General features: G+C 63.0%; 11 protein-coding genes. 4 read left to right on the top strand and 7 right to left on the bottom strand.

Translation table 11 applies throughout. The features are described from left to right. Nucleotides 1-29: 29 nt before the first annotated feature. Nucleotides 30-1,280, bottom strand: a complete 1,251-nt coding sequence (locus MY494_RS06805) for an LL-diaminopimelate aminotransferase (RefSeq protein WP_247909495.1) — start codon at nucleotides 1,278-1,280, stop codon at nucleotides 30-32. A 111-nt stretch (nucleotides 1,281-1,391) separates the two neighbouring features. Between MY494_RS06805 and MY494_RS06800 the strand changes: the two genes are divergently transcribed. From MY494_RS06800 to MY494_RS06790, 3 genes are all read left to right on the top strand, one after another. Then, the gene (locus tag MY494_RS06800) at nucleotides 1,392-4,055 is read left to right on the top strand and encodes a TIGR03960 family B12-binding radical SAM protein (RefSeq protein ID WP_247909494.1); all 2,664 of its coding nucleotides are present in this window, start codon (nucleotides 1,392-1,394) and stop codon (nucleotides 4,053-4,055) included. A gap of 406 nt (nucleotides 4,056-4,461) precedes the next feature. Continuing rightward, complete coding sequence (locus tag MY494_RS06795) at nucleotides 4,462-6,513, top strand: Rne/Rng family ribonuclease (protein ID WP_247909493.1); 2,052 nt, start codon at nucleotides 4,462-4,464, stop codon at nucleotides 6,511-6,513. Between the two features lie 14 nt (nucleotides 6,514-6,527). Beyond that, on the top strand, nucleotides 6,528-7,103 hold the full coding sequence (locus tag MY494_RS06790; RefSeq protein ID WP_247909492.1) for a ribonuclease HII: 576 nt from the start codon (nucleotides 6,528-6,530) through the stop codon (nucleotides 7,101-7,103). On the opposite strand, the gene MY494_RS06785 is transcribed toward MY494_RS06790, so the two are convergent. Then, nucleotides 7,100-7,639 (bottom strand): DUF1997 domain-containing protein, encoded by a 540-nt coding sequence (locus tag MY494_RS06785; RefSeq protein ID WP_247909491.1) that lies wholly within the window; start codon nucleotides 7,637-7,639, stop codon nucleotides 7,100-7,102. The two genes, MY494_RS06790 and MY494_RS06785, sit on opposite strands and share 4 nt — an antisense overlap. A 52-nt stretch (nucleotides 7,640-7,691) precedes the next feature. Between MY494_RS06785 and pheA the strand changes: the two genes are divergently transcribed. Next, the gene (gene pheA / locus MY494_RS06780) at nucleotides 7,692-8,516 is read left to right on the top strand and encodes a prephenate dehydratase (RefSeq protein ID WP_247909490.1); all 825 of its coding nucleotides are present in this window, start codon (nucleotides 7,692-7,694) and stop codon (nucleotides 8,514-8,516) included. Here the strand turns inward: pheA and MY494_RS06775 are convergent. The 5 genes from MY494_RS06775 to fusA all read right to left on the bottom strand — a co-directional run bounded on the left by MY494_RS06775 (nucleotide 8,513) and on the right by fusA (nucleotide 14,128). After that, the gene (locus MY494_RS06775; RefSeq protein WP_247911981.1) at nucleotides 8,513-9,448 is read right to left on the bottom strand and encodes a methyltransferase domain-containing protein; all 936 of its coding nucleotides are present in this window, start codon (nucleotides 9,446-9,448) and stop codon (nucleotides 8,513-8,515) included. The genes pheA and MY494_RS06775 overlap by 4 nt on opposite strands. Before the next feature lie 52 nt (nucleotides 9,449-9,500). Further along, nucleotides 9,501-10,172: an LON peptidase substrate-binding domain-containing protein gene (locus MY494_RS06770; protein WP_247909489.1), complete on the bottom strand. Its 672-nt coding sequence runs from the start codon at nucleotides 10,170-10,172 to the stop codon at nucleotides 9,501-9,503. 125 nt (nucleotides 10,173-10,297) lie between these two features. After that, complete coding sequence (gene rpsJ / locus MY494_RS06765) at nucleotides 10,298-10,618, bottom strand: 30S ribosomal protein S10 (protein WP_006910513.1); 321 nt, start codon at nucleotides 10,616-10,618, stop codon at nucleotides 10,298-10,300. Nucleotides 10,619-10,813: 195 nt separating this feature from the next. After that, nucleotides 10,814-12,013, bottom strand: coding sequence for an elongation factor Tu (gene tuf, locus MY494_RS06760; protein ID WP_247909488.1), 1,200 nt, complete (start codon nucleotides 12,011-12,013; stop codon nucleotides 10,814-10,816). Nucleotides 12,014-12,052: 39 nt separating this feature from the next. Then, nucleotides 12,053-14,128 (bottom strand): elongation factor G, encoded by a 2,076-nt coding sequence (gene fusA / locus MY494_RS06755; protein ID WP_247909487.1) that lies wholly within the window; start codon nucleotides 14,126-14,128, stop codon nucleotides 12,053-12,055. Nucleotides 14,129-14,134: the final 6 nt, after the last annotated feature.

The following is a 14,134-nucleotide window of genomic DNA, read 5'->3' as shown; positions in this document are numbered from 1 at the left end:
ATGACGAGGTAGGGACTTTAGTCAGCTGTTCAGGCCGCAGCAGCAGAAGGGGCCAGGGCTTCCTTGATCCGGCGCATGGCTTCGTTGACGTTCTCGCGGCTGTTGAAGGCCGAAAGACGGAAATAGCCCTCGCCGGCGGCACCAAAACCACTGCCGGGGGTGCCGACCACGTTGGCTTGGCTCAGGAGCAGATCGAAGAAGCCCCAGGAGTCAACGCCTGCGGGGGTTGTGATCCAGACATAGGGGGCCTGCTCGCCGCCGTAGACCGTCAGACCCGCACCGCTGAGTTCGCGGCGAATGATGGCGGCGTTCTCCATGTAGAAGCTGATCAGCCCCTTCACCTGGGCCTGACCTTCAGCGGAATAAACCGCTTCGGCGCCGCGTTGAACGATGTAGCTGACACCGTTGAACTTGGTGCACTGACGGCGGTTCCACAGGCCCCAGAGTTCCACCTTCTCGCCATTGGCGGCGGTGCCCATCAGTCCACGGGGCACCACGGTCAGGGCGCAGCGGGTGCCGGTGAAACCGGCATTCTTGGAGAAGGAGCGGAACTCGATGGCGCAGTCCCGGGCACCTTCGATCTCATAGATGGAGTGGGGCAGCGAGGGGTCCTGAATGAAGGCCTCGTAGGCCGCGTCAAACAGGATCAAGGCGTCGTTGGCACGGGCGTAGTCCACCCAGGCCTTGAGCTGCTCCTTGGAGGCCACCGCACCGGTGGGGTTGTTGGGGAAGCAGAGGTAGATCAGATCCACCTTCTCGGATGGGATCTGGGCGGTGAAGCCGTTCTCGGCGCTAATGGGCAGGTAGGTCAGACCGCCGTACTGGCCGGCGTCATCGGCATCGCCCGTGCGGCCCGCCATGACGTTGCTGTCGACGTACACCGGGTAGACGGGGTCGGTGACGGCGATCCGGTTGCCGGCACCCAGGATGTCGAGGATGTTGGAGCTATCGCACTTCGAGCCGTCGGAGACAAAGATCTCCTCGGCGCTGATGGTGCAGCCGCGGGCCTGGAAATCGTTGGCCGCGATCTTCTCGCGCAGCCAGGCGTAGCCCTGCTCGGGGCCATAACCATGGAAGCCTTCACGGGTCCCCATCTCATCGATGGCCGACTTCATGGCGTTGCGGCAGGCCTCAGGTAGGGGCTCGGTGACATCGCCAATGCCCAGGCGAATGATCGGAGCGTTGGGATTGGCTTCGCTGAACGCCTTGACGCGGCGGGCGATTTCAGGGAAGAGGTAGCCCGCTTTGAGCTTCAGATAGTTGCCGTTGACCTGGGCCATCTCACCGAGGGGCCGCGCGGGCCCGGTTGTACTGGCCGGATTGTCCTATGCGGAGGGGGCCGCCTGGGGGTGCCTCTGCATACGATCAAGTCAGTGCCAAGGCCTGCTGCTGTGACCGCCGTTTTCGACGCACCGGTGGATTTCGATGCCTTGGTGGATCGCAGCATTGCCAAGCCGGGCCGCTATCTGGGCAACGAACTCGGGGTTCAAGAGCGCGACTGGGATCAGGTCTGGCCCGCCGCTGCCGTGCGCTGGGCCCTGACCTACCCCGAGATCTACGAGGTCGGCTCCAGCAATACCGGTCACATCATTCTTTATTCGATCCTCAACAGCGTTCCAGGCCAGTTGTGTGATCGCAGTTATCTGCCAGGCCCTGATCTTTCGGAGCGCTTGCGTGAGCGGGGTCAGCCCCTCTTTGCCGTGGAGAGCCGTCGGCCGCTTCCCGCCTTCGACATCCTTGGCTTCTCCCTGAGTTACGAGTTGGGGGCGACCAACATCCTGGCGATGTTGGAGTTGGCCCATGTCCCCGTGCGGGCCGCTGATCGCGGCGATCTGCCTCTTGCGGATCCAGACGCCCCTCCACTGATCTTTGCCGGCGGTCCCACCGCCACCAGCAACCCAGAGCCCTTCGCCGCCTTCTTCGACTTCATCGTTCTGGGGGACGGTGAAGAGGTGCTCCCAGAGTTGGGTCTCGTTGTGGCAGAGGCCAAGGCTGCGGGCCTGAGCCGCAGCGCTTTGTTGCGGGATCTCTCCCAGGTGCCCGGGGTCTATGTCCCGTCCTTGTATGGCCCGGGTCCCGATGGGGTCAGTCAGCAGCCGCTGCATCCGGGGGTGCCCAAGCGGGTCATGCGCCGCACCGCCACGCCCATGCCTCACTACGCCATGGGCCTGGTTCCCCACATCGAGACGGTGCACGATCGCCTCACCGTCGAGATCCGTCGCGGCTGCACCCGCGGCTGCCGCTTCTGCCAGCCGGGGATGCTGACCCGTCCGGCCCGGGACGTGGAACCGCAGGCCGTGGTGGAGGCCATTGAGACGGGCATGGAGCGCACGGGCTATTCGGACTTCTCCCTGCTTTCGCTCAGCTGCTCGGATTATTTGGCTCTGCCGGCGGTGGGGGTGGAGCTACGCAACCGCCTCGCGGATAAGAACGTCACCTTGACCTTGCCGAGTCAGCGGGTCGATCGCTTCGACAGCAACATTGCCCACATCCTTGGCGGCACCCGCCGGGCTGGTCTGACCTTTGCGCCGGAGGCCGGCACCCAGCGGCTGAGGGACATCGTCAATAAGGGCTTGACCGATGCAGAGCTGCTGCGGGGGATTCGTACCGCCATGGAGAGCGGCTACCGCAAGGTCAAGCTCTATTTCATGATCGGCCTGCCGGGTGAAACCGATGCCGACGTCCTGGGCATCGCTGAGACCTGCAGGTCGTTGCAGCAGCAGTGCCGGGACCTGGGGCGGTTGGAGCTCAACCTGACCATCAGCAATTTCACGCCCAAGCCCCACACCCCATTCCAGTGGCACAGCGTCAGTACGGCTGAATTTGTGCGTCGTCAGCAGCTGTTGCGCCAGGCCCTGCGTCAGTTGCGCGGTCTGAAGACGAACTTCACCGATGTGCGCCTCTCGGCGATGGAGGACTTTGTCGGGCGGGGGGATCGGCGCCTCGCTCCCGTGATTGAGGCGGCGTGGCGCGCCGGGGCGGGTTTGGATGCCTGGTTCGAAGCAGCTGATCGCACCTATCAGGCCTGGACCGATGCGATCGAGGCGGCCGATTTGGGCGGGCGCTACCGCGAGCACGAGATGGGGGAATGGAGCTCTGCCGAGGGCATGGACCCTGGTGATCTGGCGGCTTTCTGCGCCCAGCCTCTGCCTTGGGATCACATCGATTCAGGGGTGGAGAAAAGCTGGCTCGCCGAGGACCTGCGCAATGCCCTGGCCGCGGCAGTAGTCCCGGACTGTTCCTTTGACGGTTGCAGCAGCTGTGGGGTCTGTGGTCCCGATTTGGGCCACAACGTGGTGGTCGCTCCTCCTGAGATTCCCGAACCGAGCCCCCAGCGCCCCCCGGCCAGTGAGCGCGTGCAACGCCTGCGCTTCCGCTTTGCCAAGACCGGTTCCTTGGCCTTGCTCAGTCACCTCGATCTCGTGCGCCTGATGGAGCGCGCCCTGCGCCGATCGGCCTTGCCGGTGAGCTTTACCGGAGGCTTCCATCCCCTGCCCCGGGTTCAGTTCGCCTTGGCTCTACCCCTGGGTGCTGAGGCGGATGGGGAATGGATGGATGTGGAGTTCACTGTTCCGTTGGAGCCCGAGTCGGCTCGCCAGCAGCTTCAGCGCCAATTGCCCCCTGGATTCGCGCTGCTTGAGGTCAAGCCCGTTGAGGTCTTTGGTTCAAGCCTGTCGCAGGAGCTCTCTGGTGCGACCTGGGCGGTCGAGATGCGTGTGGAGCAGGGGCATGCCATTGCGTCTCTCGAGGCTTGGCAAGAGGCGGTGTCGGAGCTGTTGGCAGAGGAGAGCTGGATTTGGGAGGACACCGACAAGAAAGGTCGGCCCCGGCAACGGGACCTGCGTCCCTACCTCGGGGAGCTTGAGCTGCTCCCCCGCTCGGCGGATGATCCGGACCGTCAGGTGCTGCATTACAGCGCCGTGGTCGATCCAGCCGGCCGCAGTTTGAAGCCGGAACAGCTGCAGCATTGGTTCTCGCGCAGCTTGGGTCGGCCGCTGGCGATGGTGGGCCTGCGGCGGCGCTCGTTACTGCTGCAAACCCCTTCTGGCTGTTGAAATCAAGCGTGCTAGTTTGCAAACAGGACGGCAGATCTTTTACCGAAGCCGGTTAGTCGATCTCTCCCTCGCCCAGCCAGCCGACGTTGGCTGAAAGCGATCGGAACCTCCTCAGCAGCTTTCACGAGTTTCCCTTCCTGAAAGTCGCTCTCGGCGGCGCTGTTCAGACGGGCACCAATTGGCACCCGCAACTTTTTCGCGTTCAACCTCGCTGGTTCAACGCCCTCACCTTTCGCCGCAGCTTCAGCCTCGGCGTCGCGTTCTGAGCTTTTCTCACATCCCACTGGCAGGAGTCACCCGGCATCGGCGATGCCGCGATCAGATCTCTGTCTCAGACCAACGCACTGCGTTCGTCCAGTCATTTCTTATCCCCGCCTGCCTTGTGCAGGTCCTTTCCTGACCTTCCATGCCCCAGCAGATCGTCATCGCCGAGCAACTGCGCATTGCCGCCGTTCTCACCGATGAGCGTGTCGACGAGCTTGTCGTCGCACAGGGCCTCTACCAAATCGGCGACGTCTATCTCGGGACGATCGAGAACGTCCTGCCCGGCATTGATGCCGCCTTCGTCAATATCGGAGAGGGCGAGAAGAACGGTTTTATTCATGTTTCCGATCTCGGTCCCCTTCGCCTGAAGAAAGGCACCGTTGGCATCACAGAGCTGCTCGAGCCCCGGCAGAAGGTTCTCGTCCAGGTGATGAAGGAGCCCACCGGCACCAAGGGCCCTCGCCTGACCGGCAACCTCACCCTTCCTGGTCGTTTTTTGGTGCTGCAGCCCCATGGCCAGGGCGTCAATATCTCCCGCCGGATCACGGCTGAAAGCGAGCGCAATCGTCTCCGCGCCCTGGGTGTGCTGATCAAGCCCCCGGGTGCGGGTCTGCTGATCCGCACTGAAGCCGAAGGCATCAGCGAAGAGCTGCTGATCGACGATCTCGAGGCGCTGCTGCGCCAGTGGGAAGCCATTCAGACGGCGGCCGAATCCGCAACGCCTCCGGTTCTGCTGAACCGCGACGACGACTTCATCCACCGCATCCTGCGGGACCACTACACCCCTGAGGTGGCTCGGATCGTCGTGGATGCCCAGGACGCGGTCTCCCGGGTCAACACCTTCCTGGGCAGCGATCCCCATCAGGTGCTGGTGGAGCACCACAGCGAGCCCACCGAGATCCTTGAGCACTACAAGGTCAATGCGGCCATCCGCGATGCCCTGAAGCCTCGGGTGGATCTGCCCTCGGGCGGCTACGTGATCATCGAGCCCACCGAGGCCCTGACGGTGATTGACGTCAACTCGGGCTCCTTCACCCGTTCGGCCAATGCGCGCGAGACCGTCCTCTGGACCAACTACGAGGCGGCGACCGAGATCGCCCGTCAGCTGAAACTGCGCAACATCGGTGGTGTCGTGATCATCGACTTCATCGATATGGAGTCGCGCCGCGATCAGCTGCAACTGCTGGAGCACTTCACCTCTGAAGTCCGCTCGGATTCAGCCCGTCCCCAGATCGCGCAGATCAGTGAACTGGGCTTGGTGGAGCTCACCCGCAAGCGCCAGGGCCAGAACATCTACGAACTCTTCGGTCGGGCCTGTCCCAGCTGCGGTGGTCTGGGTCATGTGGTGGTCCTGCCCGGGCAAGACACCCTGCAACCCCTGGCCAGCGTGTCGGGCTTGGTTCGCTCGGCTGCCTCGGCCCGTGCTGAAGCCTCGACCCCTGTGGCCTTGGAGGGCGGCAGCGGCGGCCGCCGCCGCGGTCGGGGTCGCGGAGGACGCAGCTCCGATGGGGACGTCACCACGGGTTACGAAGACAGTGGTTTGGTGGCCGCTGGCCAGGCCGATCCTGTCGCCACGACCAGCAGCTCGGAAGGCCACAACCGCCGGCCTGAGCCCGAACTGGTCGCTGTCCCGATGGAACCTGAACAGGAATTGGTCTATGGCTGGTTGGGTCTCAACCCAGCCCTGCTCCTGGATCCTGCTCCGAATCCCGACAACTTGATGGTTCGAGTGGTCCGTCCGGGGCAAGACGCTGATGCGGTCCTGGATGAGGCCCGTCAGCAGTTGGCCGCTGCTGGTCCCCGCCGCCGCCGCCGAGGTCGCGGCGGACAGAACGCCAACACCAACGGCGCGGTGCCCGCTCCGGTGGCCGTTGCTCAGGTCGAACCCACCGGTGTGGCGATCACGCCGCTCCCCACCGTTTCGATCACGGAAGTGGCGATCACGGAGGCCCCGCTGACCACGGTGGCGATCACCGATGCATCGGCTTCGCCGGCCCAAGACGAGCCGGCTCCAGCCCGCACGGGCCGGACTCGCACCCGGAGCCGCAGTAGTGCCAGCACCTCCAGCGGTGCCGTGGCTGTCACCGAAGCTCCTGTGGCTGAAGCCGCTGTGGTCTCGAGCCCTCCGGCAGACGAGACCGACGACAACGGAGAGCCCCGTCGTCGCCGTCGCCGTTCATCGGCCAGCGACTGAGGCCTGCGGCGGCGATGCGGATCGCTGGCGTCGATGAAGTCGGACGGGGCTGTTGGTTCGGCCCTGTCTTCGCTGGGGCTGTGGTCTTGAGCGATCCCGCTCGAGAGACCCTGGCCGCGGCGGGTTTGACCGACAGCAAAGCGCTCTCGGCCAAGCGGCGGGCCCTGTTGGTCCCTTTGATCGTGGAGCTGGCGGAGGCGTGGGCTCTAGGGCAGGCCTCCGCTCAGGAAATTGATGGAGTGGGGATCCGCAGCGCCACTGAACGGGCCATGCTGCGGGCCTTGCAGCGCCTGGGTTCTCCGGCTCCAGAGCATGTCTTGGTGGATGGGAACCTTCCCCTGCGCCTCTGGGCTGGCTCCCAGGAGACAGTCGTGCGCGGCGACAGCGCGCACCTTGAGATTGCGGCGGCCAGTGTGCTGGCTAAGCAGGCCCGGGATGCCCTGTTGGTGCGATTGTCAGAGCGCTATCCGGGTTATGGCTTTGAGCGCCACGCCGGATATGGCACAGCACAACATCGGGCCGCCGTGCTCTCCCTTGGCCCAACAGTGCTCCATCGCCACAGTTTTCTGCGCAAGGTGCTGGCGGCTTAGGCCTCGACGCCTGCAGGGTTGATGGCGTGCTGCTTGCACCAGCGCTGGAAATCGCTGATCAGTTGCTGTCCCACCCGGGTTTTGATGCCCAGCAAGATGCCTGCCAGCAGTGAGCGTCCCGTGGCTTCCAGCACTTTTGCTGGGATCAGTTTCAACAGGCTGGGTTGGCTGACACTCACCGCCAGGCTGGCCTCCCCAACCAAGGCGCCGTCTCGCGCTTCAAGCCATGAGCCCAGGCTGAGCTGGAAATCGTCGACGACTCCCAGCCCTTCGAGCTGACAGTCGATGGCTTCGAGCTCGATGCGGTTGGGGCTGCGGCGGGCTACCAGGTCCACCACCGGTTGAATCTGCAGTTGAAAGACCTGCAGCTTGGTCACCGTGTAGCGATAGCGCCCAGGTGCGATTTTGCTGAGCTGCTCGGCCTCGAGCAGGGCTTCAATGACCTGCTCCTCGTCGTCCAGGTAGGCAGCCAAACGCTGTGCGTTCTGCTGCACCGGCAACTGCAAGGCTTGGCTGGCACTGAAGGCCAGAGGCATCAAAGGTCGGCCGAGGGGCCATGATCCTATCGAGCACGGCCCGATCAGCCCCATGCGCATTGCTTTTCTTGGTCCGGTGGGCACCTATGGGGAGCAGGCGGCCCAAGCCTTCGCGCAGCTGGAGCAGTGGGAGACACCTGAACTGCTCCCCCAGACGGGGATTCGCGCGGTGATCCAGGCCCTGGCGGCAGGCCGGGTTGATGCCGCCGTGGTCCCCGTCGAGAACTCGGTGGAAGGTGGGGTCACCGCTTCCCTGGACGCCCTGTGGGAGCACCCCGAGCTGGAGATTTCACGGGCGGTGGTCCTTCCCATTCGTCACGCCCTCGTCGGGAGCGGCAGTGTCGATGGGGTCAGTGAAGTGCTCTCCCACCCCCAGGCCTTGGCGCAGTGCAGCCTCTGGCTGAGCAACAACCTGCCCAATGCCCTGCAGCTGCCCACCAGCTCCACCGCCGAAGCGGCACGAATGGTCGCCGGCAGTCATTTCCGGGCGGCCATCGCTTCCCAGCAGGCCGCCAAGGATCATGGCCTCAAGGAGCTGGCCTACCCCATCAATGATGTGGCCGGCAACTGCACCCGCTTTTTGCTGCTCCGTCAGGGGGAACGCAATTGGCATGGGGAGCTGGCCAGCTTGGCCTTCTCCCTACAGGCCAACCAGCCCGGTGCCCTACTCAAAGCCCTGGCTTGTTTCGCGCACCGTGGCTTGAACATGAGCCGGATCGAGTCCCGCCCCTCCAAGCGGGAAATGGGCGAATACATCTTTTTTGTGGACCTGGAGCTCCCGGATGGACCGGAGTCCCTGCATCAGGCCATGGAGGAGCTCAGGCCCCTCTGTGAGCACCTGGCGGTGTTTGGTGCCTACCCGATGACCCAGCTCTAGGCCGAGGGTTTGCGGGTTCGAAAGACGCCGAACTGCATCATTCCAGTGGCGAAGCCCCAGTGCATCAGCAGCAGGGTGGGGGATTCCCGCAGCCCCATCAAGACGGCTTTGGGGCCAAGACCCAGGACGGCCCTGGGTCTGCGGACTCCTTCAAGGATCGACTCGATCCAAGAGGGCAGGGTCTCGCGGCTCCAATCGGCGGTTTCCACGAGGGCACCGCTGCTCCAGCGGCTCTGCTCAAGGTTGCGGCGAAAACCTGGGATGCTGGCGAACTCCGGGTGGGCCCACTGCACCAGGAGCTGGTGCATCACCCAGCGCTCCTTGCGGTTCAGCGGTTTGACCTCAGGATCGCGGCGGTTCCAGTCGGCCACAGCCAGCAGACCGCCGGGTTTGAGAACCCGCAGCAGTTCATCGGCGTAGCGCTGTTTGTCCGGCATGTGGGGGCCAGCTTCCACGCTCCAGACCGCATCAAAACTGCCGTTCTCCAGCTGCAGATCCAGGGCATTCATCACGGCGAAGCGGCAGCTCAGGCCTTCAGGGGTGAGTTGCTGGGCCCGTTCGATTTGTCCTGGGCTGATGCTGATGCCGAGCACATTCAGGCCGTAGTCGCGGGCCAGGATCCGGGCACTACCACCGATGCCGCAGCCCACATCCAAGACGGTGCTGCCGGGGGGAAGTTGATCCAAGCCGCTCCAGCGCACCAGTTCGTGGACGAAGTCAGCCTTAGCGGCTCGGAAGTCTCTGGATTGCGGGGGGGAGCCGTAGTGGCCCAGATGCACGTGATCGCCCCAAAGCCGCTCGAGCAGTTGGTCGTCGGTCCAGCGGTCGTAGGCCTCAGCCACGCTGGCGGTGCTCTCAAAAGCACGATCTCGCGCTGACCAAATCGCCAGACCCACCAACAGCAGCACAGCCGCAACGGCGACCATGAGCATGACGCCGCTCGCCCAGGGGCTGAGCAGCGCCAACACGGCACTGGTTTGCATCTCAGTTCTCCTCGCTCTCGCCGGCCTTCAGATCCCTCAAGGTCGACTCCAAGACCGTTCGTGCGGCGAGCTGGCGGCGGGTCTCATCCAGCAGCTCGAACTCCTGGCGCAGCCGTTCTTCGGTGTTGGTGATCTCCAGTAGCGCTTGCTGTTGATCGGCCACGGGGCCCCCCAGGTGCGAGCCAATCCAATACGAGAGCTCCCTGGGTAGATCAGGCAGATCGTTGGGGAGGCTGGTGGGTTTACCCATCAATTTGCCGGTCAGCTCCACTACGTCCTTAAGAGCACTGCTGACTTCGCCCGAGAGATCCTGCAGTTGGGCGTGGTCGTCAGGCTGATCGTCTTCGATCCAGCTCACCAGGCCGACCTTGAAGGGGGCCTCACGCACCACCTCCAACAACCTGAAGCGCTGTTGGCCCATCGTGACGATGTAACTGCGGTCATCGTCCTGGGTCTGGCACTGGAGGATCTCAGCGCAACAGCCCACGCTCGCCATCGTTCCTTCCTGGGGGTCCCAGCGGACCACCCCGAAACGCCGGTCGCTCTCCAGGACCGTGCGCAGCATCATCCGGTACCTCGGCTCAAAGATGTGCAACGGCAGCACTTCCTGGGGGAAGAGCACCACATCCGGCAGCGGGAACAGCGGCAGTTCTCTCACGGCCAGTTGCGTCACGTCGTTGCACCAGAGCCTCAAGAGGGCGAATGCTAGGCAGTGATGATTCGCCGTCGTGTGGTTCGAACACACAAAAAAACCCGCCCTGGGGCGGGTTTTGGGGATCCAGCTGCGGAGCCTAGGAATCAGAGCTTGACTTCGATGTCAACGCCGCTGGGTAGGTCGAGCTTCATCAGCGCGTCGATGGTCTTGGCCGAAGGGCTGTAGATATCGATGATCCGGCGGTGGGTGCGGGTCTCGAAGTGCTCACGGGAGTCCTTGTCCACGTGGGGCGAGCGCAGTACGCAGTAAATCTTGCGCTTGGTAGGCAGGGGAATCGGACCGATCGCAGTTGCAGCGGTGTGATCAGCCGTTTCGATGATTTTTTCGCAGGACAGATCCAGCATGCGGCGATCAAACGCCTTCAGGCGGATGCGGATCTTCTGCTGGGCAATAGCGGTGGACATGGAGTGTCTGACGTCGTTAAGCGTTCAACGGTTCTGGCTTGATCCTTGAAGGATGAAGGCGCAGGAAGGGAAGCGCTGGGTGCCGGGGAACCGGAACAAACCCAAAGCAGCTGGATTGTCGAGGTGCACGAGAGAGGGGTGGAGACCAGCTCCACCCCTCAACCCTAGATCACGGCCGAGGCCGGACCAGCAGGATCAGGCGATGATCTTGGAGACCACGCCAGCACCGATGGTGCGGCCGCCTTCGCGGATAGCGAAGCGCATGCCTTGCTCGATGGCGACGGGGCAGATCAGCTCGCCGGTCATCTTGATGCGGTCACCGGGCATCACCATTTCCACGTTGGAGCCGTCGTCGGCGGTGAAAGCGGTGATCTGACCGGTCACGTCGGTCGTACGGATGTAGAACTGCGGGCGGTAGCCAGCAAAGAAGGGGGTGTGGCGGCCGCCTTCTTCCTTCTTCAGCACGTAGACCTCACCCTCGAACTTGGTGTGAGGGGTGATGGAGCCGGGCTTCACGAGCACCATGCCGCGCTCGATGTCTTCCTTCTGGATGCCGCGGAGCAGCAGACCCACGTTGTCGCCGGCCATGCCCTCATCGAGCAGCTTGCGGAACATTTCCACACCGGTGACGGTGGTCTTGCGGGTGTCCTTGATACCCACAATCTCAATTTCCTCGCCCACCTTGACCACACCGCGCTCGATGCGGCCGGTGGCCACGGTGCCGCGGCCGGTGATGGAGAAGACGTCTTCGACAGCCATCAGGAAGGGCTTGTCGACTTCACGCTCGGGCTCGGGGATGGCGGAATCAACCGCATCCATCAGCTCATCGATCTTGGCTTCCCAATCAGCGTCGCCTTCGATGGCCTTGAGGCCGGAGACCTTCACCACGGGGATGTCGTCGCCGGGGAAGTCGTAGCTGCTCAGCAGTTCACGCACTTCCATCTCGACGAGCTCGAGGATCTCCTCGTCGTCGACCATGTCGCACTTGTTCAGTGCAACCACCAGAGCGGGAACACCCACCTGCTTGGCCAGGAGGATGTGCTCCTTGGTTTGGGCCATGGGGCCGTCGGTGGCGGCCACCACCAGAATGGCGCCGTCCATCTGGGCAGCACCGGTGATCATGTTCTTCACGTAGTCCGCGTGGCCGGGGCAGTCCACGTGGGCGTAGTGACGACCAGCGGTCTCGTACTCGACGTGAGCGGTATTAATGGTGATACCGCGCTCACGCTCTTCAGGAGCACCGTCGATGTCGGCGTAGTTCTGCACTTTCGCCTGACCCTTCTTGGCCAGCACGTTGGTGATGGCGGCGGTGAGGGTGGTCTTGCCGTGGTCAACGTGGCCAATGGTGCCGATGTTGACGTGGGGCTTATTCCTTTCGAACTTCTCGCGAGCCATGATGAAAAAGAATCGGGGGGTAAATGGGTAGGAAAAAGATCAGGAATTGCCCTGATTCTTGGAGATGATGGCTTCTGCCACGTTGCGAGGAACTTCCTCGTAATGGCTGAATTCCATCGAGAAGATACCCCGACCCTGGGTCATGGATCGGAGCTGGGTGGCGTAGCCGAACATCTCGGCCAGGGGCACCTTGGACTGGACCTTGGACTGCCCATCGTCGATGGACTGTCCTTCAACCTGACCGCGGCGCGATGAGAGGTCACCGATGACGCTTCCAAGGAAGTCCTCGGGAACCTCTACCTCGACCTTCATCATGGGCTCAAGGAGTACAGGGTTGCACTTCTTGACGCCGTCTTTGAAGGCCATGGAGCCGGCGATTTTGAACGCCATCTCCGACGAGTCGACGTCATGGTACGACCCGTCGACCATGGTGACTCGGACATCGATCAGGGGGAAACCGGCAATCACACCGGACTGGCAGGTTTCCTTCATCCCGGCCTCAGCCGGACCGATGTACTCCTTGGGCACGACACCGCCAACGATCTTGTTGACGAATTCGAACCCGGTGCCCGGCTCGCCGGGCTCCATTTCGATCACCACGTGGCCGTACTGGCCCTTACCACCGGTCTGACGGGCAAATTTGCCCTCGCCCTTGGCGCTGCCGCGAATGGTTTCGCGATAGGACACCTGAGGGGCGCCGATGTTGGCCTCGACCTTGAACTCACGAAGCATGCGGTCCACCAGGATTTCCAGGTGGAGTTCGCCCATGCCGGCGATCACGGTTTGGTTGGTCTCCGGATCGGTGGAGACCCGGAAGGTGGGATCTTCTTCGGACAGGGACTGGAGGGCTTTGGAGAGCTTCTCCATGTCGCCCTTGGTCTTGGGCTCCACAGCCACCGAGATCACAGGCTCGGGGATGTAGAGCGATTCCAGAATGATCGGATCGGAATCGACGCACAGGGTGTCGCCGGTGGTGGTGTTCTTCAGACCCAGAACAGCGCCGAGGTCGCCGGCGCGCAGCTCGTCCACTTCCTCACGGTCGTCGGCCTTGAGCACGATCAGACGAGAAATGCGCTCTTTCTTGTCCTTGGTGGAGTTGAGGATGTAGCTGCCCTTTTGCAGCACTCCGGAATACATCCGGATGAAGGTCAGCTTGCCGAAGGGGTCGGCCATCACCTTGAACGCCAGGGCGCTGAAGGGAGCGTTGTCATCGGAGGGACGAACGGCCTCGTCACCGTTGGGGAGCACACCCTGGATCGGGGGCACATCTACGGGGGCAGGCAGGTAGTCGACAACGGCGTCGAGCAAAAGCTGAACACCCTTGTTCTTGAAGGCGGAGCCGCACAGCATCGGCACCAAGCCGTGCTTCAGAACGCCCTCGCGGATGCCCTTGGCGAGTTCAGCCTCGCTCAGTTCACCCTCTTCGAGGAACTTCTCGATCAGGGCTTCGTCGGTTTCGGCAACGGTCTCCATCAGGGTGGCGCGCCACTCCTCGACGAGATCCTTCATGTCGGCGGGCACATCGGCTTCCTCGATGTCCTTGCCGAGGTCGTCCTTGTAAATGAAGGCGCGGTTCTTGACGAGGTCGATGATGCCGCTCAGTTCACCCTCAGCGCCAATGGGAAGCTGAATGGGGACAGCGTTGGCCTTCAGGCGGTCCTTGATTTGACCGTGCACCTTCAGGAAGTCAGCGCCCGTGCGGTCCATCTTGTTGACGAACACCATGCGGGGAACGCTGTAGCGATCCGCTTGACGCCAGACGGTTTCAGACTGGGGTTGAACACCACCCACAGCACAGAAGACGGCGATCACACCGTCCAGCACACGCATGGAGCGCTCCACCTCGATGGTGAAGTCCACGTGACCAGGGGTATCAATGATGTTGATCCGGTGGTCGTTCCAGCTGGTGGAAATCGCAGCAGCGGTGATGGTGATGCCCCGCTCGCGCTCCTGGGCCATCCAATCGGTCACGGCGGCGCCGTCATGCACCTCACCGATCTTGTGCACCACACCTGAATAGAACAGGATTCGTTCGGTGGTGGTGGTTTTACCGGCATCAATGTGTGCCGCAATACCAATATTCCTGACGCGTTCCAGGGGAATAGCGCGAGCCACGGGGCA

Source organism: Synechococcus sp. A10-1-5-1 (assembly GCF_023115425.1).
In the GTDB taxonomy this organism is placed as follows: Bacteria; Cyanobacteriota; Cyanobacteriia; order PCC-6307; family Cyanobiaceae; genus Vulcanococcus.
The sequence above is the reverse complement of the archived record's forward strand: the minus strand, read 5'-3'. Positions and strand labels throughout refer to the sequence as shown.